The sequence below is a fragment of the Algibacter sp. L4_22 genome (assembly GCF_023473045.1).
Taxonomy (GTDB): Bacteria; Bacteroidota; Bacteroidia; order Flavobacteriales; family Flavobacteriaceae; genus Algibacter.
Window position 1 is genome coordinate 97085 of record NZ_JAMCOK010000008.1, and the last position, 21430, is coordinate 118514.

Below are 21430 nucleotides of genomic sequence, written 5' to 3' on the forward strand. Positions count from 1 at the left end.
ATGGGTGGCTATATGGGTTTGGGTTTACAAAAGTGGATTTACTCTAGAGATCCTCAAAAAAAGATGTTCAAAAAAGAGCGTTTAAAATCCTTTACAGCGCTGCCTAAATATTCAAGAACATTCATTTTAAAGCCGAGTATAAAAGAAAACAAAAAACTAAACGGACTTTTAACGGTTGTTTTTGTTTTTAGCTTTTTAATTCTTTCAGTATTTACTTTTAATCATTTTGTAGATTATTCAAATAAACAGTCTCAGCGAATTATTAAAATTACAAATTTCAAGAATTTGGAAGCTTTTAATTTTTTAGTGAATTCAGGTGAAAACCGATTAAGAACTAATCAAATTAAAATGGCGTATTCTGAGTTTAAACTAGCATATAACATTAACCCAGAAAACAAAGAATTAAACCAGTTAATGATTGAAACCTTGAGTATACTTTGTAGTAACGATAATAAATATTGTGCCGAATTAGATGCTATTCTAGATGTTTTCTAAAAGAAGAGATTTTGGTGTTAAACCTTATTCTTTAAAATCATCATTTTTCATAGATGGTAAAGCTAATTCCTCATCATTCGGGATTTGGTATTCTTCACATTCGTTACTTATAGACGTATAATGTTCTAAAGGAATATCTACCCAATAATCACTTCCTAAAAGTTTAAAAAAGTAACGTTTATCAATGTGTTTTTGAAAAAACTCTTGTATTTCGTTACGTTGATGTCGCTCGGTTTCCTGAGTTAAAGAGTCGGTATAATTAGTTGTTATTGTTTTCTCTTTTAGATAACGAATATATGTGGTGTCTTTACAAAAAGTTATGTTTTTAGGTTCACCACTGCCGCCATCCCAATCAATACGATCTTGATCTATAGAAAACTTATAAGTAAACCTATGCGTTGTACCATAATTATGATTGGAAAAAACACCTATAGCAGTACTTTCTGTATTTGTTTTTTCTACAACTATATGTTTTCCGTTAGGTAATATTATGCTCGTTTTATCAATAGTTTCTTCTTCTTGATAATCGCAACTGGTAAACAAGCAATTAAAGGCTATCAAAAGCAAAGCAGTTATTGTTATTCTAAATGTATTAGTCATTATTTTTTACGAATATTCATTTTATAATTACTTTTTCAAAACATTTACTATTCTCAATATTTGCATATTGACCATAATTAAGTATTAATTTATAACCATTTTTTTCATAAAGACCAATAGCTTCTGGTTGTTTAATTCCCGTTTCTAAAATACATTTTTTATACAATAATTCTCTGGCCCATTTTTCTAATTCATTAAGAATTAGGGAAGCAATGCCTATACCTCGGCTTTCAATAGAGGTAAACATACGTTTAATTTCCATCGCGTTATTATCGTATTCCTTTATTGCTCCACAACCTAAAGGGATGTTGTTTTTATAAACAACGATTACATGTTTAATACTATCAGTTTTGTTAAACTGAGCGTAAAAAGAATGGTCTTCACCATCTCTTATGGCCAAATCTAAATCTAATAGCTTTACAAGTTTTATAAAGTCTTTATTTTCAGAATTGGTTCTTAATATTTTCATTTTAAACACATTTAATATTTCTCGATAATTATTTTTTAGAAACAATACAAATTAAATTAGCTCAAACTCTTAAAACCTAAAGCATCTAAGAAATTTCATTTGGTTTACCAATTTCATCAATTAATTCAACAGGATCTGGAGTGTTTTTCTTCCAAGTTTTTTCTAAATATTTATACAATAAATAACAGCTTAAAATACCAAAAGGAAGCAATAAAAAGCTTAATAAAGTTTCATTAAAATTATCTAAAGTCTCTGGAGATGTCAATGCCATAACAATGCCTACTATTAAACCCGATAATACAATAGCACCGTAATAAACCACAATTCCTAAAATTGCAAAACCCCAAGGGCTTTTGTTATATTCTTCGGCCAATTTGTAAAAATATTTACCAATCCAATACAGTAAAACTAGTCCTAACATATTATATATTTTAATTTAAAGATATATTCGTTTTAAGTTACTAATATAGAACTCTCGGTACAAATTAAGGGCAAGTATTACAATATTAATAAAAAAGGAGTTCGAAAAAGAAGGTGATAAAAGACTATAGAAATTAGGCGTTTTTAATAAAATTGACACAAATATGTTCTCTGTTTTTATGCTAACTGACATATTTACTGATTTAGTTTTCATTTTTTGTCGTTATTTTTTAATTACATCACCAAAACTTGTATTTCTTGTTATTAAAGGGATAGAACGTTATTTTTTTATTTTAAACACTTAAAATAAGTAGTTTGTAAACGGTCTTTTTGTTCTTTTTAAGTTTTTGGCTTGATTTTGGCGGCTAGTGGTGAAGTAAGTTTAAATTAAAATATTTACTGTGTAAGAATTATGCAAAGAATATTTTTAAAAATTAAGTAATTATAGTATGAGTCAAGTAAAAGAGAACAACACAGTAAAAGTAAATTATACGGGTAAATTATCTGACGGACAAATTTTTGATAGTTCTGTAGGAGAAGGCAGAGAGCCAATAGAATTTACTTTAGGTCAAGGACAAATAATACCTGGCTTCGAAAAAGGATTGATCGACATGAAGTTGAACGAGAAAAAAACCATTACAATTGCTAAAGAAGAAGCATACGGTGATGTTAATCCAAATTTAATACAAGAAGTTAATAAAAGCGAACTTCCTCAAGATATGGCTCCAGAAGTTGGTATGGGCTTAGTTTCTAAAACTCCAGATGGACAAGAAATGAATTTAGTTGTTGTGGAAGTTAAAGAAGAAAGTGTTGTTATAGATGGCAACCATCCTTTAGCTGGTAAAGAACTTATTTTTGATCTAGAAGTGTTAGAGATTAAATAAATAGAAATTAAAAAATAAAACAAACACTTTGTTTTTAATGACCTGACAGCTATTGTTTAACGATACTTGTCAGGTTTTTTTATAAAAAATATTCAGTTTTAAGCAATCTTATTTAGACTTCTTAAGTCTCTTTTCTTCTTTTTTCTCCTTAGGAGTTTTAGTCGCTTCTTTTTTTACGTTCTTCTTTGCATCTTTACTTTTTGCCATGATATTTTATGTTAAGGTTCTATCTTTAAATTATTGTTGATGCGATGATGTAAAATTATTTTAATATTTACATTCAGCATTGAACTAAGTTAACTGGAACTTTTTATAAAGCAAGCTAAATATTTTTTTACTCTAATGGTAAACAAGGCTCTAACATAAAACTTTCCGAAGAAATAAAATTTATTTAGGCTCGGTACAAGTTATAATTAATCCTTTTCTAAAAAACATAAATAAAATAATTTTGGCGTTACCCGAAAAGGGTCGGGCTTTCCGTTACAAATCCTCGCAAGCCCAATTATCATTGGTCTTACTGTGGGTTTTTCACTGCAATCCCTAACGCAAGTACTTGCTAGTGTTATTCTATTTTAGAGCTAATTGGTGTGTTTGCAAAGTCATTGTATTAGAATTCATTCAAAACATCAAAAATATATTAGTTTATTCGTTCAATTTTTTTCTCTTTCTAATAAAATAAAGGAGCAAACTAGCAGCCAATAGAATCACGAGGAATATTAAATAATTAGAATTAAAACCGGCGCTTTGCATTTTCAACGGTTGCCAAGTTCCATTTAAGCTTTCTAAATTTATTTCATGATTATTATCTTTATTTAAAGTAAATTTTTGCTTCGGAAATTCATCTATTAAAAAGATAATAATAGATTGGCTATTATATATATCTTTAAATAATTCATTTTTTAAATCAATTGTGTTTACCTTGTCAGGAAGACCAATAATTTCGGCAACTAATTTAGTTTCATGACCTAAGAAAACCTTTGGGTTCTTCAACTGCAACGTATCTCTATCATTAACAACAATAGAAAAACTATTTTTAAAATGTGCTATAGCTAAGTCTTGAAACTCTTCTGGAGATTTGTAAACACCTTCACCATTAATGTAATTAACCTCTTGCTGAAAAGCGGTTAAAGAACTATTAATTTGTAAAATAATTTGACCATTATCTGTTTTAGAAATAATAACATTCGATAAATCAGGCTGGTGAGCAAATAAAAAATGGCTCACCAACATTGAAATAATAATAAAGGAAAACTTCATTTTAGATTTTTTATAAAGCATATTCACCACGTAAACCATCTATAAAATTGTTATTCCCAGCTTCATCTACATGATAATGATAACCTCTAGTTTCGTCGTAATGACCTCTAGATTCATCTAAATCTGTATATTCATTTCCGCTAGCATCCGTATTTTCATAGATTCCATAACCATCAAAAGCATAACCAATCATAGCAGCATGGCCATCGCTTTGTTCTATTGTCGTAGAAAGACCCGTAGCAGCGTGATAATGATAACCTGCGGCTAGATTTATATGTCCACCAGCATCATCAAAAGGCGCTAAAGTGTAAGCTGCTAATATATTGTCTGTAGGAGCAGGCGCATCAAAAACAACACCGTTAAATGCTATACCTCTACTAGATGGAACAGTACTTACAGTGCCGCCAAGTCCTGTTGCAAATACGTATGCGGTAGTCGCTTTTTTAGGAGTTACAGGAATATAATATGTATGAGTAATATCTGCCACATAAGATGGTAAACACTCTACACAATAATTCTCATATTCTGCTCCAACATTAGGGTTTGCAGCTTCCTCGCATTCTTCAATAGTAGAAGTTTTGGTTATTACCCCTGTTTCGCTATCATACATCATCCAAGTGTCATCATTATAAAAGGTTGCTAAGTTTTGTACAAAAGCACCGTCTACATCAAAAACTTCACCATCTTCTAACCAAATACCACCAGCCGAAGCATCGTCAGAAATATTATCTGGACACCAAGGTCCCATTTCATGATCTGTAGGTGTTGATGTCACTACTATTTTATAACAATCTGCAGTTGTACCATCAGAGAGCGTTCTGCTTTCAATAGAAATAGCTTCAGATAGCCCACCAGAAAGAAAGTTGTCACTTTGTACCGATACCGTTACTTCATCATCTGTAGATGTTTCTGTATCGGTGTTGGAATCATCGTCACTACAAGCGGTAAAAGCTAGTAAAATAAAACTTAATGCTAGATTTTGAATTTTAGTTGTTTTCATAATTTTTTTTGATTATTTATACCTCAGATAATAATAAGGTTTAAATGTTTAGATGTCTTTTATTTAAAAAACTTGTGATAAAATGTTTTTATTTTAAAAAGATTAAAATTTATTATGACTAACAATTTTAATAATAAGTGTCTTATTTTTTATTAAAATATGAAAGATTTATTTTGCTTATAAAGCATATTCACCGCGTAAACCATCTATAAAATTATTATTCCCAGCATCGTCTACATGATAATGATATCCTCTAGTTTCGTCGTAATGACCTCTAGATTCATCTAAATCTATGTACGCTTTTCCGTTGGCATCTGTGTTTTCAAAAATTCCATAACCATCAAAGGCATAACCTATCATAGCAGCATGCCCGTCGGCTTGTTCTATTTTTTTAGAAATACCAGTTGCAGCATGGTAGTGATAACCAGCGGCTAAGTTTATATGTCCACCAGCATCATCAAAAGGCGCCAAAGTGTAAGCACTTAAAATATTATCTACAGGAGCAGGTGCATCAAAAACAACACCGTTAAAAGCTAAACCTCTGCTAGAAGGCATTCCAGAATTACCTTCCGGTCTTTCGTGTCCTGCTTCAGGGCGTTCTGGTCTTTCGTGACCATCTGGACCACCTGGTCCGCCAGGACCTCGACCACCAGGACCTTTTGAAAAGGTATAGGCCGAAACAGCTTTTTTAGGAGTAACCGGAATATAATATGTATGTTGCACATCTGCCACATAAGCCGGTAAACACTCTACGCAATAATTTTGGTATTCTGCTCCAACATTTGGATTTGCAGCTTCTTGGCACTCTTGTTTCGTTTTTGTTTTTGTGATTTCGCCAGTTTCACTGTTGTATAACATCCAAGTATCATCTTTAAAAAATGTTGCTAAGTTTTTTACAAAAGCACCATCCACATCATACACCTTTCCATCATCTAACCAAATACCTCCAGCCGAAGCATCATCAGAAACATTGCCAGGGCACCAAGGTCCCATATTATGGTCTGTTGGCGTGCTTGTTGCTACTATTTTATAACAATCGGCAGTAGAACCATCAGAAAGTGTTCTACTTTCTATCGAAATAGGTTCAGCTAACCCTCCCGTCAGAAAATTTTCGCTTTTAACCGAGATGGTTACTTTATCTTTATTAACCGTTTTAGTGTTAGAACTACTGTTTTTACAAGCCAAAAAGCTGACTAATATTAAACTTAATGTTAAAAAATTATATTGATTTTTTATCATAATAATTTGGCTGTTTTATGTTTATCTTTGAGTGTATGTATTGAGATTAAACGAAGTTAGCCATTTATTTCGACAAGATGAAATTCGATTTTATAAACTAATCAATCAAAGAAGATATAAAAAGAAAATGTTTCACGGAATAATTTTTTTTTTGGCGTTACCCGAAAAGGGTCGGGCTTTCACTACTCAATCTTTTTGCGAAACGTTCTTAACTTTTTAAGAATTACTATTTTTATTAAAATTCAGTTCAACCAAGAATGTTCCGTTTTAGTTTTTTTCGCAAAAAGGATTTCAAACACGCCGTTCAATCCCTAACGCTAGTGTCGTCGTTATGCTTTATGTTCTTTTAGAAAGGAACGGAAAAACAGCTAAAAAATCAATAATATTATAAATGTTCTATTAAAAATCTTCAGACCATTAAACAAAACACATTTTAAATCAATCCCTAAAACCCTTCAAAAACTCCCAAGCCAAAAAGAGCAAAGTCATACTTTACAGGATCGTTTTTATCCAATGCCCTTAAACTCGTGTCTAATTCCAAAAGCGCTTTAGCATCATTTTGCTTTCGGTTTAATAAACCCAATTTTCTAGCAACATTTCCAGAATGTACATCTAGAGGGCAAGATAATAGAGCAGGAGATAAGCTTTTCCAGATGCCAAAATCTACACCAGTATTATCGTTTCTCACCATCCAACGTAAAAACATGTTAATACGTTTGGCTGCCGATTTTCGTAAGGGGTCGCTCACATGTTTTTCTGTTCGTTTTAAATGATCAACTTCAAAAAAAGCACGTTTAAATTCAGAAATGGAAGTCTGTAAAAAAGCACCATCAGCATGTTTAGTAAAAATAGCTTCCAATCCATTATGGTTTTTATAAATATGCTGTAAAGATTTTATAAACTGCACGCAATCGCCGCCATTAAAGGTGCGGTGTACAAAGGGTAGTAATTTTTCTAAATCACTTTCTGTGTGATTTAAAACAAAATCGAAAGGCGAATTATCCAATAAGTTCATTAGTTTATTGGCGTTGTTAATAATACTCTTTCGGTTTCCCCAAGCAATAGTAGCAGCCAAAAAACCAGCGATTTCAATATCTTCTTTTTTCGAAAATTGATGGGGAATTTGTATTGGATCACTATCAATAAACTTCGGATTGTTAAACTCGTAAACCTTGGCGTCTAAAAATTCTTTTAGTTCCGCTTTGGATATTTTTTTCGATTGATCTTTCATAATAAAACAAAAATATTGTAATAACTTGACTTTACACACGTCTTACTAATCAATTAAAAACTAAATTCGTTTCTAATACCTTTTGATGAAACAAACAAAGTACATTTTACCAATTATTGTATTTGCTCAATTTTGTTGCACCTCGCTGTGGTTTGCGACAAATGGTGTGATTGAGGACTTGGTAAATAACTTTACTTTAAATCAGTCGGCTTTAGGGCATTTATCATCAGCCGTGCAATTTGGTTTTATTATAGGAACCTTTTTATTTGCACTTTTAACAATAACCGACAGGTTTTCTCCATCTAAAGTGTTTTTTGTTAGCGCAGTTTTAGCTGCAATTTTTAACTTAATGATTGTTTTGGAAGACCATAATCTCTCTAGTTTGTTAATACTTAGGTTTGGTACAGGTTTTTTTCTAGCTGGTATTTATCCCGTAGGTATGAAAATTGCAGCCGATTATTTCGATAAAGGTTTGGGTAAATCACTTGGCTACTTGGTTGGAGCTTTAGTTTTAGGAACCGCTTTCCCTCATGTTTTAAAAGGTTTTGGAAGTTCATTTTCTTGGCAACATATTATTTACACCACAACAGTGTTGGCAATGCTTGGAGGTATCGTTATGCTTGTATTTGTTCCAGATGGACCGTTTAGAAAGCCGGTTACAAAATTCGATATTTCTGTACTTTTCAATGTGTTTAAAGTTCACGATTTTAGAAAAGCAGCCTTTGGTTATTTTGGGCACATGTGGGAATTGTACACGTTTTGGGCTTTTGTTCCTATTATTTTAAAGGCTTATGTGGAGTTACATCCAGAAGTAGAATTCAATATCCCAATGCTCAGTTTTGTAATTATAGCATCAGGATCTTTGGCATGTGTTGTTTCTGGTTATTTATCTCAAGTTTATGGCGCTAAAAAAATAGGAGCGATGGCATTATTGTTCTCAGGACTTTGTTGTTTAGTGTCTCCGTTATTTTTCAGCCTAAACTCAGAAGTTGTTTTTATAATATTCTTAGTATTTTGGGGTATGGTTGTCGTGGCCGATTCACCTTTGTTTTCAACTCTAGTAGCCCAAAACGTAAATGCAGAACATAAAGGTACGGCGCTAACAATCGTTAATTCTATTGGGTTTGCTATAACTATTGTTAGTATTCAATTAGCAAGCAACTTAATAGATGTTATGGAAGTGAAATATCTGTTTTTAATTATAGCTACCGGCCCAATATTAGGACTTCTAGGTCTTTTAAAGAAAAATTAGCTGTTTAATAAAGGACTAAAGGCGATTATAATAAACAGATTTTTTTTTAAATTCAACTTTAAGATGCTTAAAAGGTTAATAAGCTTATTATTAAATTCTTGTTTTTTTTAATAAGAAATTAATTTACAATATTCCCATCAACCATAGTTAGTTTTCTATCAGCAAGATTAGCGAGTTCTTCATTGTGCGTTACAATTACGAAAGTTTGCCCAAACTCATCACGTAATTTAAAAAACAGACTATGTAAATTCTCTGCCGATTCACTATCTAAATTCCCCGAAGGTTCATCTGCGAAAATTAAATCAGGACTATTAATTAAAGCTCTAGCAACGGCAACACGTTGTTGTTCACCTCCCGATAATTCGTTTGGTTTATGATTATAACGATGAGATAATCCTAAAAAATCTAATAATTCTTTAGCACGTTTTTCAGCATCTTTTTTATTAGTACCTTTTATAAATGCGGGTAAACATACGTTTTCAATAGCTGTAAATTCTGGTAATAATTGATGGAATTGAAAAATAAAACCAATATGTTCATTTCTAAATTTAGCTAAAGCCTTATCGTTAAGCGCACCAATATTAGTGTTGTTTATAATTAATTCGAAATTTTCACTAGGCGATGCTTTATCTAAAGTCCCTAAAATTTGTAAAAGTGTTGTTTTTCCGGCGCCCGAAGCTCCAACAATAGAAACAACTTCACTTGGTTTTATGTGTATGTCAACACCTTTTAAAACTTGTAAATCGTCGTAGAATTTCTGAATATTTTTTGCTCTAATCATTTAATTAAAATATAGGCGTGAAATTACTACTTTAAGTTGTGCCGCACAATTTTGATTTAATTTTATTACCTAGCTTATTCTAAATAATTATATTTATTTTTGAAGATAATTGAAAAACAAAAATGATGGCTTATAAGAATCTAGAAGAATATAACACGCAAGTTACCGAAGATGTTCAAGATAAATACAAAAGCATTATTGAGAATTTAGGTGAAGATACGCAACGCGAAGGGCTTCAAAAAACTCCAGAACGTGCCGCAAAAGCTATGCAGTTTTTAACGCAGGGTTATGATCAGGATCCTGTTGAAATATTGAAAGGCGCTATGTTTAAAGAGTCTTATAACGAAATGGTGATTGTAAAAGATATCGAGTTATATTCCCTTTGCGAACATCATATTTTACCGTTTTTCGGAAAAGTACACATCGCTTATATTCCAAATGGACAAATTGTAGGTTTAAGTAAATTACCTAGAGTTGTAGATGTTTTTGCGCGTCGTTTGCAAGTTCAAGAACGTTTAACCAAGCAAATTTTAGATTGTATTAATGATACGTTAAAACCACAAGGTGTAGCTGTTGTTATTGAAGCATCTCACATGTGCATGATGATGCGTGGTGTACAAAAGCAAAACTCAGTGACCACAACTTCAGGTTTTAGAGGGCAGTTTGAGAAAATTGAGACTAGAAATGAATTTTTAAAATTAATAGGAAAGTAGGCTATAAGTAAATTTGGTATGTTTCTTGTTTATAAAAAAAGTATAAATTACTATTTAAATGAACAAATACAAAAAATTAGCAATCAGTATCGCCTTTGATGCTTTAGGCTATGTGTCTTTTATTATTCCAGGTTTTGGAGAATTTACCGATGTGGTATGGGCTCCTGTTTCTGCTTGGTTAATGACGAAACTTTACAAAGGCAAAGCTGGTAAAATTGCAGCCGTAATTTCTTTTATAGAAGAAGCAGCACCAGGCTTAGATGTTGTTCCAACATTTACACTTATGTGGTTATATACCTATGTTTACAAAAGGGAAGACGTTATTATTGATGCTTAAATTTTTCTAAAACTGGTTAACCAATTATGATGATAATCTACCATTTATAGACTTTTATAATTGAATTTTAAATAATTAGGCCAAAGAAATACAAGTATTATAATTCTATTTGATAAGTTATTTTTTTTATTGACTTCCCACAAAACATTTGTATTTTTGATTTTCAAATTACAATGATAAATTTCAAAAAAATATTATGAATTCATACGATGTAGCCATTATAGGCTCAGGTCCAGGAGGCTATGTAGCAGCTATTCGCTGTGCACAATTAGGAATGAAAACTGCAATTATTGAAAAATACAGCACCCTTGGCGGTACGTGTTTAAATGTAGGATGTATCCCGAGTAAAGCACTTTTAGACTCTTCACACCATTATGATGATGCCGTAAAACATTTTGAAGAACACGGTATTGAGATTCCTGGTGAAATTAAAGTGAATTTAGAAAAAATGATAAACCGCAAACAAGCTGTTGTAGACCAAACAACAGGCGGGATTGATTTTTTAATGAAGAAAAATAAAATTGATGTTTATCAAGGTTTAGGAAGTTTTAAAGACGCTACACATATTACAATTGTTGGCGAAGAAACAACCGAAATTGAAGCAAAAAACACCATTATTGCAACAGGAAGTAAACCATCTACGCTGCCATTTATCACATTAGATAAAGAACGTGTTATTACATCTACCGAAGCTTTAAAACTTAAAGAAATTCCTAAACACTTAATCGTAATTGGTGGTGGTGTAATTGGTTTAGAATTAGGGCAAGTATATAAGCGTCTTGGTGCTGAAGTTTCTGTTATAGAATATATGGACCGTATTATCCCAACTATGGATGCCGGTTTATCAAAAGAATTAAACAAAGTTTTAAAGAAGCAAAAATTCAAAATTAATACATCTCACAAAGTTAAATCTGTTGAGCGTGTTGGTGATGAAGTTATTGTTAAGGCTGATAATAAAAAAGGTGAAGAAGTAGAATTTAGAGGAGATTACTGTTTAGTATCTGTTGGGCGTCACGCTTATACAGATGGTTTAAATGCAGAAGCTGCTGGAGTTAAATTAACAGACAGAGGTTTAGTTGATGTTAACGAACACTTACAAACTAGTGCATCTAATATTTATGCTATTGGCGATGTTATCAAAGGTGCTATGTTAGCTCATAAAGCTGAAGAAGAAGGAACGTTTGTAGCAGAAACTATTGCAGGACAAAAACCACATATAGATTATAATTTAATTCCCGGTGTAGTTTACACATGGCCAGAAGTGGCTACTGTTGGAAAAACAGAAGAGCAATTAAAGGAAGCTGGAATTGAATATAAAACGGGGCAATTTCCAATGCGTGCTTTAGGTAGAAGTAGAGCGAGTATGGATTTAGATGGATTTGTTAAAATTTTAGCCGATAAAACTACCGACGAAATTTTAGGAGTACATATGGTTGGAGCTCGTGCTGCCGATATGATTGCCGAAGCTGTAGTAGCTATGGAATATCGTGCTTCCGCGGAAGATGTATCTCGCATGTCTCATGCACATCCAACATTTACAGAAGCTATTAAAGAAGCCGCATTAGCAGCAACCGATAATAGACCATTACATATTTAAGTTATAAATAAATATTTAATAAAAATAAATTTAATGCTATAAGGCTGTTTAACTTTTTGTTAGCAGCCTTTTGTTATGTTTAAAAATATTAAAATAAAATAAGGGCATTGTTTTTCTATAAATTAGATTAAATTTACATTTCTTTAACAAGTTTATTCTTTCAAAATAAATTTATGTACAAAAAAAATATTTTTTTTTAAAAGATAAATACCTTGTTTTTAGATTATTAAATTTTTGTTTTATTTTTTTTTAGAAATTTCGAAAAAAAAATGTGACTTTTTAAAAGAGTCTGTGTCTTAAAACTTGTAACCATTAAACTAGCGTGAGCTAAATTTGAAAACCCTAACAAACATTAATAACAAATCTGATGAAGATTTGATAAAAGGCATTGTGCATAGCAATGATACCATGCTTTTTGAAGTTTTATACGACAGGTATGCCACCTTAGTATATAACAAGTGTATGGGGTTTGCTAAAGATGAAGATGAAGCAAAAGATTTAACGCAAGATGTATTTTTAAAGTTATTTGTTAAATTAGCAAGCTTTAAAGGAAATTCAAAGTTTTCAACGTGGTTATATGCGTTTACTTATAATCATTGTGTTAATTATGTTACTCGAAACACAGCAAAAAAAATAGAGAAACAATCGGTAGATTATACCGATATTGAAAATATAGAAGGCCTCTATGAAGAAGAGGAAGATGATAGTAGCTTTCTAAGTATGAAAGTTGATAAATTAAAAATAGCATTAGAGTTGATTTCTCCGGAGGAAAAGATGATATTGCTTTTAAAATATCAAGACTCCTTAACTATAAAAGAAATTGAAGATGTTATAGGGATTGGAGAAAGTGCTGTAAAAATGCGAATTAAACGAGCTAAAGATAAATTAGTAGACGTTTATAATAATAACCTTGGATAATGGAGAACCCGTTTTTAGACATAAATAAGCCATTAAAGCAAGTTCCGCAGGAACTTAAGGCTAAGGTTATGAGTGATATCGCCATGGCCAAGTTAATTATGGAAATAGCCGAATTGTTTTCGTACAATTTAACGAGCGTAATAGAGCTAACCATGAGAAGTAGAAAATAAGTAACCGAAATACTCAATATAAAATGAACCTTGTCGACAGTTTAAAAGAATCATTAAGTACAATTTGGGAAAGTATAGTAGATGTTTTACCCACTATCGCAGGAGCGATAATAGGTATTATCATTGGAATATTAATTATAAAATTAGTAGTTAATATTATAAGGAAGTCATTAAAGTTTGTAAAGGCAGATAAGCTTGATGATAAGCTAAATGAAATTGATTTATTTGGAGATAAAAAAATACAATTTAATGTTATAGACATTGTAGCGAAGTTCGTTAAATGGATGCTTTACATTATTTTAGTAATGATTGTTACAGATTTGTTGAATTTAACAATGATATCTGATGGTATAAAAAGCGTGATTGGTTATATGCCGAAATTAATAACAGCTTTAGCCATATTTGTTATTGGTTTATTGTTTGCCAATTTTGTTAAAAAATCATTGCAATCGTTTTTTGAATCCATGGAGTTGTCTGGAGGAAAAATGATTAGTCAAGCTATATTTATGTTGCTTTTAATTTTTATTTCTATAACAGCATTAAATCAAGCAGGTGTAGATACAGAGATTATCACAAGTAACATTACCATGATTTTGGCGGCATTTTTATTAGCCTTTGCTTTAGCTGTTGGTTTTGGAGCTCAAAAAGTAGTAGGCGATTTGTTTAGAACGTTCTACACAAGAAAAATATATGAAGTCGGTCAGAAAATTGAGTTTGACGATATAAAAGGAGAAATAGAATCTATCGATGGTATATCGGTAACATTAAAAACAAGTACTGGGAAAATTATTGTTCCTATTAAAGATATAGTAGAAAGTCAAGTAAGATTGCAGGATTAACTTTAAGTTAGGGTTAAAATTTGGTTGGTTACTATTCCGTTTTTCCGAACCACTTTCTACTGGTCCCTTCTCATTAATTTGGGAAGGGACCTTTTTTTGTTTAAAATTCAAATTGAATAAAAACAACCATAAGTATGCTGTTCTAAAATTGGAATTAAAATAATAAATTAGCAATCGGACATATTTACACCAACAGCCAAGCCGCCTTCGCTCGTTTCTTTGTATTTAGAATTCATGTCCTTTGCAGTTTCCCACATGGTGTTTACTACTTTGTCTAGTGGTACTTTTACATTTTTCGGATCGGTATCTAATGCCAGTTCTGCGGCGTTAATTGCCTTTATAGCACCCATAGCATTACGCTCAATACATGGTATTTGTACTAAACCACCAATAGGATCGCAGGTTAAACCTAAGTGATGTTCCATGGCAATTTCGGCAGCGACCAAAACTTGTTCTGGTGTGCCTCCAAGTAATTCGGTTAACGCTCCGGCCGCCATTGCAGATGAAACACCAATTTCTGCCTGACAACCACCCATGGCAGCCGAAATTGTGGCACCTTTTTTAAAGATGCTACCAATTTCTCCAGCAACAAGTAAGAATTTTTTAATATCCTCGAAATTTCCATCGTGGTTTTCAATCACTAAATAATACATAAGTACAGATGGAATAACGCCTGCACTCCCGTTTGTAGGAGCTGTAACTACACGGCCTAAGGCTGCATTAACTTCGTTCACTGCTAAGGCAAAACAGCTTACCCATTTTAATATTTGTCTAAATTTAACTTCGGTATTTCTAATGGAGTAAATCCATTCTACAGGATTTGAGTATGGAGATGATCCTTGTAAGCGTTTGTGCATATCGAAAGCTCTACGGCGTACATTTAAACCACCAGGAAGATGGCCTTCGGTATGGCAACCTGTATACATACATTCTAGCATAGTATCCCAAATGCGTTTTAGTTCATAATCTATTTCTGCTTCTGTACGTATAGATTTTTCGTTTTCTAAAACAACTTCAGAAATAGGTTTATTTAAATCTTTACAGAATTTTAGTAGTTCTGTTCCTTTATCAATAGGGTAAGGAAACGAACACTTTATTTCAAAGTTCTTTTTGGAGTTTTTACGTTCTTCTTTTACAACAAAACCGCCGCCGATAGAGTAGAAGGTAGATTTTGCTTTTTTACCGTTAATCATGGCGCTAAAAATGATGCCGTTGGAATGAAATGGTAAAAATTTCTTATTAAAAACAATATTATTTTCAGCTTGAAAGTCTATTGTTTTTTCGTTGTTGAATTGTATTTTTTTTGTTGCCTTTATTGAAGCTATAGTTGTTTCTATATCTTTTATAGGAAGGGTTTCTGGATCGGCACCCGTTAAACCTAACATTACAGCATAGTCTGTAGCATGGCCTTTTCCTGTTAAGGATAATGAACCGTACAAATCCACTTGAATCGTTTCGACTTTATCGAAGGTTTTGTTGGCTTTTAGCTCGCCAATCCAGCGTTCGGCAGCTCGCCATGGTCCTAATGTGTGTGAGCTAGATGGGCCAATGCCTATTTTTAGCATGTCGAAAACAGAGATACATTCCATAGTTGCGAAAACGTTGTATTTAGAAACAAATATATATAATGTTTTAAGAGGGATTTAAAGTTTTGTGTCAATTTTTATAAATGAAAAGTTAAAAGGTTACAAATTGAAATATACTCTCGTTATGTTACTTTACTTGGCAGAAATGTGCGCAAGGGATAGAACGGTTTGTTTGAGCTCCCGACCTAAGGAGGAGCGAGTAGTGATAGCCCGACCCTTTTGGGATGCGCCCGAAAAACATTTTATATTAATGAAAGACACTGCAAAATAATTGTCACTCATTTTATTAAATAATTTAATAAGCGCTGAAAACCTTTGCTAGCACTGAAGATTGTTGTTAAATTAGTATGGCACTGAGTATTACTGATTAAAAAATTGACTATTAAAAAACTGCCACTGTGTCAGTTGTTTTTGGTTGGCATAATGATTGACTTATACTACTCGAAATAAAAAATTAATATTCAACACATTAAAAAAATATATTATGAGTAAAATTATTGGAATCGATTTAGGAACAACCAACTCTTGCGTTTCTGTGATGGAAGGTAACGAGCCAGTAGTTATTCCTAACGCAGAAGGAAAAAGAACAACACCATCTGTAATCGCTTTTGTAGAAGGCGGTGAAATTAAAGTTGGTGACCCTGCAAAACGTCAGGCAGTTACAAACCCAACAAAAACAGTTTATTCTATTAAACGTTTTATGGGTAACAAATATTCTGAGTCTAAAAAAGAAGCGGAACGTGTACCTTATAAAGTAGTTAAAGGTGATAACGATACGCCAAGAGTTGATATTGATGGTCGTTTATATACGCCACAAGAATTATCGGCTATGATTCTTCAAAAAATGAAGAAAACGGCAGAAGATTATTTAGGAACTGATGTTACTGAAGCGGTAATTACTGTACCTGCTTACTTTAACGATAGTCAACGTCAAGCAACTAAAGAAGCTGGTGAAATTGCTGGTTTAAAAGTTAGACGTATTATTAACGAACCTACTGCAGCTGCTTTAGCTTACGGTATGGACAAAAAAGGAACTGACCAAAAAATAGTAGTATTTGATTTTGGTGGAGGAACGCATGATGTATCTATCCTTGAATTAGGTGATGGTGTATTTGAAGTACTTTCTACAGATGGTGATACACACTTAGGTGGTGATGATGTTGATGAGAAAATCATCGGTTGGTTAGCAGATGAGTTTAATGCTGAAGAGAACATGGATTTAAGAAAAGATCCAATGTCTTTACAACGTTTAAAAGAAGCTGCTGAAAAAGCTAAGATTGAGTTATCATCTTCTGCACAAACAGAAATTAACCTACCTTATATTACAGCTACTGCTAGTGGACCAAAACACTTAGTACGTACATTAACACGTTCTAAATTCGAGCAATTAATTGACGATTTAGTAAAACGTACTATTGAGCCATGTCAAACAGCTTTAAAAGCAGCAGGTTTATCTAAATCTGATATTGATGAAGTTATTTTAGTAGGTGGTTCTACACGTATTCCTGCAGTACAAGCAGCAGTTGAGAAATTCTTCGGAAAATCACCAAGTAAAGGTGTAAACCCTGATGAAGTTGTTTCTTTAGGAGCTGGTATCCAAGGTGGTGTATTATCTGGAGATGTTAAAGATGTTTTACTTTTAGATGTAACACCTTTATCTTTAGGTATTGAAACTATGGGTAATGTATTTACAAAATTAATTGAAGCAAATACAACAATACCAACTAAAAAATCGCAAGTATTCTCGACAGCTGCCGATAATCAACCTTCTGTAGAAATTCACGTTTTACAAGGGGAAAGAGCAATGGCTGCCGATAACAATACAATTGGACGTTTTCATTTAAGTGATATTCCACCGGCAAGAAGAGGTACTCCACAAATTGAAGTAACTTTTGATATTGATGCGAATGGTATTATTAAAGTAGGAGCTGAAGATAAAGCGACTGGTAAGAAACAAGATATCAGAATTGAAGCATCTTCTGGATTAAGTGAAGATGAAATCCAAAAGATGAAAGCTGATGCTGAAGCAAATGCTGAATCTGATAAAATAGCAGCTGAAAATGCTCAGAAATTAAATGAAGCAGATTCTATGATTTTCCAAACGGAAAAACAATTAGAAGAGTTTGGTGATAAAATATCTGAAGATAAAAAACAACCTGTTGTTGATGCTTTAGCAGAATTGAAAACAGCATACGAATCTAAAGATTTAGCTGTTATTACACCTGCTTTAGATAAAATAAACGAAGCTTGGAAAGTAGCAAGTGAAGAAATGTACAAAGCACAAGCCGAAGCAGAACAAGGTGGAGCACAACCAGGACCAGATGCAGGAGCAGAATCTCAAGCTGAAGGAAGTGATGTTGAAGATGTAGATTTCGAAGAAGTAAAATAAGCAGAAATTCTATTTTGCTAAATCGAAATGAATGAATATTGTATTCTGAATTTATTTGGAATTTCTATAAAACATTTCGTAAAAATTAAAAACGTAACCATTAGTTTGGTTGCGTTTTTTTTGTTTCTTAATATTGCCGAATTATTTAATATAAAAAACAGACTATGAAAAAATTAAGTGTTTTACTTATTGCGTTTATAATGGTTTTATCGTCATGCTCAAATGATGATACAGCGTCTACTTCTGCAGAATTAGCAGGAGCGTGGAATGGTCAAGCTATTAGCTATAGCGGAACTACAATCACAGAAGTTTTAGGAGAATCTATAGAGTCTACTTATGTAGCACAAGGTTATGATATCGATTTTACCATGACCTTTACAGAAATGCCTGATAACGTCGTTGGAGAAGGTAATTATAGCTTAAAATTAGTTTCAACTACGCTAGGGAAGAGTCAAACACAAAATTTTGAAGACCTTTCATTTGAAAACAATAGTACTTGGACTAGAGATGGTAACCAATTATTGTTAACAGATGGTACGGAAACTGTTGCTTACCAAATTACAGAGTTAACAGAAAATAAGCTAGTTCTTACAGCAGATAGCCTAGAAGCTATACCAAATGCAAGTGCAAGCGGTATCACAGAAATTAAAATAGAAATTATTCTAACAAGATAGAATTATAATACTTTTATTTTAAGCGCGATCATTAATTTGGTTGCGTTTTTTTTATTTTCAAATAATAAGAAGTATTTTATTTTCACTTGTATATTTTACTTTTTATCCAAAAGAAAACGAGTACTTTTACAGTAAATTTTAAGCATGCTATTTTCTTCAAAAATAAAATCTAATTACAATCCAAAAAGATTAGCCGTAAAACTAAACGCTAAAGGCGAACAGTTTGTGGTTCAGGGGCATCCATGGGTGTTTTCGGATAATATTACCAAAGTAAACGATAATGCTAAATCGGGAGATTTAGCTATTATTTTCGGTAAAAACAAAAACCGAGTTGTTGGTTTAGGTTTGTATGATGCTAATTCGCCAATTCGAATTAAAATGCTACATAGCAGCAATGAAAAAGCAGAAATTAATGCTGCTTTTTTTAAGCATAAAATTAGTAAAGCTTTTGCTAAACGTCAATCTTTATTAAAAACAAACACTAATAGTTACCGTTTGTTATTTGGTGAAAATGATGGTTTTCCAGGACTTATTGCCGATGTTTATGCTTCGGTTTTAGTGGTAAAAATATATTCTGAAATTTGGTTACCTTATATAGAAACTATTATTCCGGATTTACAAGAAATCTCGGATTGTAAAACGGTTGTTATTAGATTAAGTCGAAGTTTAGAAAATTCAAAAAAGCATAAACTAGAAAATGGCGATGTTGTTTTTGGAACATTGAAAAATGAAGTAGTTAAGTTTGTGGAGCACGACGTTAATTTTTCGGCAAACGTTATTAAAGGGCACAAAACGGGTTATTTCTTAGATCATAGAGCCAATAGAAAACAAGTAGGCGAGTTGAGTAAAGGGAAAACGGTACTCGATGTTTTTTCTTATGCTGGTGGGTTTTCAGTACACGCTTTATCTAATGGAGCAAGAGAAGTTACGAGTCTAGATATTAGTAAACAAGCTTTAGAAATTGCCTTAGAAAATGGAAAACTAAATAAATTCAAAGGAAAACACCAAACAATTGCAGGCGATGCTTTTGTGGAATTAAAAAAACTAATAAAAGACAAAGTTACTTTTGATGTTGTGGTAATCGATCCACCAAGTTTTGCAAAACAAGCTTCGGAAATTGAACTCGCTAAAAAGAAATATGCGCAACTTGCCGAATTAGGAGAAAAACTGACAGCCAAAAATGGATTACTTGTTTTGGCTTCTTGTTCTTCTAGAGTACTTGCTCAGGAGTTTTACGAGATTAATAGTGATGTTTTATCATCTATAAAACGTAATTATAAAATTCTTTCAAAAACCCAGCATGATACCGATCATCCTATAGGTTTTCCTGAAGGGGCTTATTTAAAGACGGTGTATTATAGGTTTATTGATTAGTTGATGATTGAGTTATATGTTATTTATTATGCGTGCATAATATTTTTACTATATTTGTAGAAACCAATGACACCAAATGGAAACTAAACTCACTGAATTACTTCAAATAAAATATCCAATAATTCAAGCACCAATGTTTTTGGTTTCGAATACAGCTATGGTAATCGAGGCCATGAAAAGTGGTATTGCAGGTTGTATTCCTGCATTAAATTACCGGACTTTAGATGAGTTGAAAGTTGCTATTCACGAATTAAAAGCGGCAAAAGTAGCAGGTGGTTCTTTTGGTTTTAATTTAATTGTAAACAAGTCGAATATAAAATATAAAGAGCAACTGCGGGTACTATGCGAGGAAGGATGCGATTTTATAATAACATCTTTAGGAAGCCCAGAAGAAACTATAAATCAAGCCCACAAAGTAGGTATTAAAGTGTTTTGTGATGTTACCGATTTGCATTTCGCTAAAAAAGTAGAAAGTCTAAACGCTGATGCTGCTATAGCAGTAAATAACGAAGCTGGTGGTCATCGTGGAAAACTATCTCCAGAAGCACTTATAAAAGAATTAAAATCACATTTAAATATTCCTGTAATTTCTGCCGGAGGAGTAGGTTGCAAAGCCGATATTGATACTATGATGAGTTATGGTGCCGATGGTGTTTCGGTAGGAAGCCCTTTTATCGCCTCTATAGAAGCCGGTGTAACCCAAGAATACAAACAAGCCTGTGTAGATTATGGTGCAGAAGATATTGTAATGACAGAGCGTATCTCAGGCACTCCATGTACTGTAATTAATACACCGTACGTTCAAAAAATTGGAACAAAATCTACTTGGATAGAAACTGTTTTAAACAAAAGTAAAACACTTAAAAAATGGGTTAAAATGATTCGTTTCTCTATAGGAATGAAAGCTACTGAAAAGGCGGCTACACAAGCCACTTATAAGACCGTTTGGGTTGCGGGTCCGAGCATATCACATACAAATTCTATTTTACCCGTAAAAGATATTATTAAGCGTTTAGTTAGTTAATATATTAAAAACGTTATAAGTTGTATACCCTAATGTATACCAAATTAAATGATAAAAGTTTGCAAATCTCGGTTTGCGAACTTTTATCATTTTTAGCGTAAAGATGTTTTTTTGAGATTTTTTGTAACTTATTGGGGGTATTAACCGTCATATATGAATAATCAATCAATCAATCAATCAA

General features: G+C 32.5%; 22 protein-coding genes. 13 read left to right on the top strand and 9 right to left on the bottom strand.

The window, feature by feature from the left end; translation table 11 throughout:
• On the top strand, window positions 1-495 hold the full coding sequence (locus M4I23_RS17820) for a hypothetical protein (RefSeq protein ID WP_249755295.1): 495 nt from the start codon (window positions 1-3) through the stop codon (window positions 493-495).
• A gap of 24 nt (window positions 496-519) precedes the next feature.
• Here the strand turns inward: M4I23_RS17820 and M4I23_RS17825 are convergent, their stop codons facing one another.
• The 3 genes from M4I23_RS17825 to M4I23_RS17835 form a co-directional block, all read right to left on the bottom strand.
• On the bottom strand, window positions 520-1095 hold the full coding sequence (locus tag M4I23_RS17825; RefSeq protein WP_249755296.1) for a hypothetical protein: 576 nt from the start codon (window positions 1093-1095) through the stop codon (window positions 520-522).
• Window positions 1096-1111: 16 nt separating this feature from the next.
• A complete protein-coding gene (locus M4I23_RS17830; protein WP_249755297.1) occupies window positions 1112-1564 on the bottom strand; it encodes a GNAT family N-acetyltransferase in 453 nt (150 codons plus the stop codon).
• An 85-nt stretch (window positions 1565-1649) separates the two neighbouring features.
• Window positions 1650-1985, bottom strand: coding sequence for a hypothetical protein (locus M4I23_RS17835; protein WP_249755298.1), 336 nt, complete (start codon window positions 1983-1985; stop codon window positions 1650-1652).
• A gap of 448 nt (window positions 1986-2433) precedes the next feature.
• Between M4I23_RS17835 and M4I23_RS17840 the strand changes: the two genes are divergently transcribed.
• Window positions 2434-2868, top strand: a complete 435-nt coding sequence (locus M4I23_RS17840; protein ID WP_158851130.1) for a peptidylprolyl isomerase — start codon at window positions 2434-2436, stop codon at window positions 2866-2868.
• Between the two features lie 642 nt (window positions 2869-3510).
• On the opposite strand, the gene M4I23_RS17845 is transcribed toward M4I23_RS17840, so the two are convergent.
• The 4 genes from M4I23_RS17845 to M4I23_RS17860 form a co-directional block, all read right to left on the bottom strand.
• The gene (locus M4I23_RS17845; protein ID WP_158851128.1) at window positions 3511-4125 is read right to left on the bottom strand and encodes a hypothetical protein; all 615 of its coding nucleotides are present in this window, start codon (window positions 4123-4125) and stop codon (window positions 3511-3513) included.
• Window positions 4126-4135: 10 nt separating this feature from the next.
• The gene (locus M4I23_RS17850; RefSeq protein ID WP_249755299.1) at window positions 4136-5125 is read right to left on the bottom strand and encodes a YHYH protein; all 990 of its coding nucleotides are present in this window, start codon (window positions 5123-5125) and stop codon (window positions 4136-4138) included.
• A gap of 177 nt (window positions 5126-5302) precedes the next feature.
• Window positions 5303-6364: a YHYH protein gene (locus M4I23_RS17855; RefSeq protein WP_249755300.1), complete on the bottom strand. Its 1062-nt coding sequence runs from the start codon at window positions 6362-6364 to the stop codon at window positions 5303-5305.
• Window positions 6365-6809: 445 nt separating this feature from the next.
• Window positions 6810-7574, bottom strand: a complete 765-nt coding sequence (locus M4I23_RS17860; protein WP_249755337.1) for a TIGR02757 family protein — start codon at window positions 7572-7574, stop codon at window positions 6810-6812.
• Between the two features lie 106 nt (window positions 7575-7680).
• On the opposite strand from M4I23_RS17860, the gene M4I23_RS17865 reads away from it, so the two are divergent.
• Window positions 7681-8847 (top strand): MFS transporter, encoded by a 1167-nt coding sequence (locus M4I23_RS17865; protein ID WP_249755301.1) that lies wholly within the window; start codon window positions 7681-7683, stop codon window positions 8845-8847.
• Window positions 8848-8965: 118 nt separating this feature from the next.
• On the opposite strand, the gene M4I23_RS17870 is transcribed toward M4I23_RS17865, so the two are convergent.
• A complete protein-coding gene (locus tag M4I23_RS17870; RefSeq protein WP_158851120.1) occupies window positions 8966-9628 on the bottom strand; it encodes an ABC transporter ATP-binding protein in 663 nt (220 codons plus the stop codon).
• A gap of 122 nt (window positions 9629-9750) precedes the next feature.
• Here M4I23_RS17870 and folE point away from each other — a divergent pair, with 122 nt between their 5' ends.
• The 6 genes from folE (at window position 9751) to M4I23_RS17900 (ending at window position 14202) form a co-directional block, all read left to right on the top strand.
• A complete protein-coding gene (gene folE / locus M4I23_RS17875) occupies window positions 9751-10341 on the top strand; it encodes a GTP cyclohydrolase I FolE (protein ID WP_199269887.1) in 591 nt (196 codons plus the stop codon).
• A gap of 58 nt (window positions 10342-10399) precedes the next feature.
• A complete protein-coding gene (locus M4I23_RS17880) occupies window positions 10400-10678 on the top strand; it encodes a hypothetical protein (RefSeq protein WP_158851116.1) in 279 nt (92 codons plus the stop codon).
• Between the two features lie 196 nt (window positions 10679-10874).
• A complete protein-coding gene (gene lpdA / locus M4I23_RS17885) occupies window positions 10875-12275 on the top strand; it encodes a dihydrolipoyl dehydrogenase (RefSeq protein WP_158851114.1) in 1401 nt (466 codons plus the stop codon).
• Window positions 12276-12608: 333 nt separating this feature from the next.
• The gene (locus tag M4I23_RS17890) at window positions 12609-13193 is read left to right on the top strand and encodes an RNA polymerase sigma factor (protein ID WP_158851112.1); all 585 of its coding nucleotides are present in this window, start codon (window positions 12609-12611) and stop codon (window positions 13191-13193) included.
• Window positions 13193-13363 (top strand): hypothetical protein, encoded by a 171-nt coding sequence (locus M4I23_RS17895; protein ID WP_199269886.1) that lies wholly within the window; start codon window positions 13193-13195, stop codon window positions 13361-13363. The genes M4I23_RS17890 and M4I23_RS17895 overlap by 1 nt, the downstream gene beginning before the upstream one ends.
• 23 nt (window positions 13364-13386) lie before the next feature.
• Window positions 13387-14202: a mechanosensitive ion channel domain-containing protein gene (locus tag M4I23_RS17900; RefSeq protein ID WP_158851110.1), complete on the top strand. Its 816-nt coding sequence runs from the start codon at window positions 13387-13389 to the stop codon at window positions 14200-14202.
• Window positions 14203-14369: 167 nt separating this feature from the next.
• Here M4I23_RS17900 and M4I23_RS17905 read toward each other — a convergent pair whose 3' ends face one another.
• On the bottom strand, window positions 14370-15791 hold the full coding sequence (locus M4I23_RS17905; RefSeq protein WP_158851108.1) for an L-serine ammonia-lyase: 1422 nt from the start codon (window positions 15789-15791) through the stop codon (window positions 14370-14372).
• Window positions 15792-16272: 481 nt separating this feature from the next.
• Here M4I23_RS17905 and dnaK point away from each other — a divergent pair, with 481 nt between their 5' ends.
• The 4 genes from dnaK (at window position 16273) to M4I23_RS17925 (ending at window position 21249) form a co-directional block, all read left to right on the top strand.
• Entirely contained in the window at window positions 16273-18177 is a 1905-nt protein-coding gene (gene dnaK, locus M4I23_RS17910) for a molecular chaperone DnaK (RefSeq protein ID WP_249755302.1), read from the top strand.
• Between the two features lie 164 nt (window positions 18178-18341).
• A complete protein-coding gene (locus tag M4I23_RS17915; protein ID WP_249755303.1) occupies window positions 18342-18851 on the top strand; it encodes a lipocalin family protein in 510 nt (169 codons plus the stop codon).
• A 144-nt stretch (window positions 18852-18995) separates the two neighbouring features.
• Complete coding sequence (locus tag M4I23_RS17920) at window positions 18996-20225, top strand: class I SAM-dependent rRNA methyltransferase (RefSeq protein WP_158851102.1); 1230 nt, start codon at window positions 18996-18998, stop codon at window positions 20223-20225.
• A 76-nt stretch (window positions 20226-20301) separates the two neighbouring features.
• Window positions 20302-21249 carry a nitronate monooxygenase family protein gene (locus M4I23_RS17925; protein WP_249755304.1) on the top strand — a complete coding sequence of 316 codons (948 nt, stop codon included), beginning with the start codon at window positions 20302-20304 and terminating at the stop codon, window positions 21247-21249.
• Window positions 21250-21430: the final 181 nt, after the last annotated feature.

What these genes read in the sequence shown, in the direction of transcription:
- M4I23_RS17845 (WP_158851128.1), bottom strand. Translation starts at nt 4,125, where the DNA reads ATGAAGTTTTCCTTTATTATTATTTCAATGTTGGTGAGCCATTTTTTA.
- M4I23_RS17900 (WP_158851110.1), top strand. Translation starts at nt 13,387, where the DNA reads ATGAACCTTGTCGACAGTTTAAAAGAATCATTAAGTACAATTTGGGAA.
- M4I23_RS17835 (WP_249755298.1), bottom strand. Translation starts at nt 1,985, where the DNA reads ATGTTAGGACTAGTTTTACTGTATTGGATTGGTAAATATTTTTACAAA.
- M4I23_RS17865 (WP_249755301.1), top strand. Translation starts at nt 7,681, where the DNA reads ATGAAACAAACAAAGTACATTTTACCAATTATTGTATTTGCTCAATTT.
- dnaK (WP_249755302.1), top strand. Translation starts at nt 16,273, where the DNA reads ATGAGTAAAATTATTGGAATCGATTTAGGAACAACCAACTCTTGCGTT.
- folE (WP_199269887.1), top strand. Translation starts at nt 9,751, where the DNA reads ATGATGGCTTATAAGAATCTAGAAGAATATAACACGCAAGTTACCGAA.
- M4I23_RS17880 (WP_158851116.1), top strand. Translation starts at nt 10,400, where the DNA reads ATGAACAAATACAAAAAATTAGCAATCAGTATCGCCTTTGATGCTTTA.
- M4I23_RS17870 (WP_158851120.1), bottom strand. Translation starts at nt 9,628, where the DNA reads ATGATTAGAGCAAAAAATATTCAGAAATTCTACGACGATTTACAAGTT.
- M4I23_RS17850 (WP_249755299.1), bottom strand. Translation starts at nt 5,125, where the DNA reads ATGAAAACAACTAAAATTCAAAATCTAGCATTAAGTTTTATTTTACTA.
- M4I23_RS17920 (WP_158851102.1), top strand. Translation starts at nt 18,996, where the DNA reads ATGCTATTTTCTTCAAAAATAAAATCTAATTACAATCCAAAAAGATTA.
- lpdA (WP_158851114.1), top strand. Translation starts at nt 10,875, where the DNA reads ATGAATTCATACGATGTAGCCATTATAGGCTCAGGTCCAGGAGGCTAT.
- M4I23_RS17915 (WP_249755303.1), top strand. Translation starts at nt 18,342, where the DNA reads ATGAAAAAATTAAGTGTTTTACTTATTGCGTTTATAATGGTTTTATCG.
- M4I23_RS17825 (WP_249755296.1), bottom strand. Translation starts at nt 1,095, where the DNA reads ATGACTAATACATTTAGAATAACAATAACTGCTTTGCTTTTGATAGCC.
- M4I23_RS17905 (WP_158851108.1), bottom strand. Translation starts at nt 15,791, where the DNA reads ATGGAATGTATCTCTGTTTTCGACATGCTAAAAATAGGCATTGGCCCA.
- M4I23_RS17855 (WP_249755300.1), bottom strand. Translation starts at nt 6,364, where the DNA reads ATGATAAAAAATCAATATAATTTTTTAACATTAAGTTTAATATTAGTC.
- M4I23_RS17925 (WP_249755304.1), top strand. Translation starts at nt 20,302, where the DNA reads ATGGAAACTAAACTCACTGAATTACTTCAAATAAAATATCCAATAATT.
- M4I23_RS17895 (WP_199269886.1), top strand. Translation starts at nt 13,193, where the DNA reads ATGGAGAACCCGTTTTTAGACATAAATAAGCCATTAAAGCAAGTTCCG.
- M4I23_RS17820 (WP_249755295.1), top strand. Translation starts at nt 1, where the DNA reads ATGGGTGGCTATATGGGTTTGGGTTTACAAAAGTGGATTTACTCTAGA.
- M4I23_RS17830 (WP_249755297.1), bottom strand. Translation starts at nt 1,564, where the DNA reads ATGAAAATATTAAGAACCAATTCTGAAAATAAAGACTTTATAAAACTT.
- M4I23_RS17840 (WP_158851130.1), top strand. Translation starts at nt 2,434, where the DNA reads ATGAGTCAAGTAAAAGAGAACAACACAGTAAAAGTAAATTATACGGGT.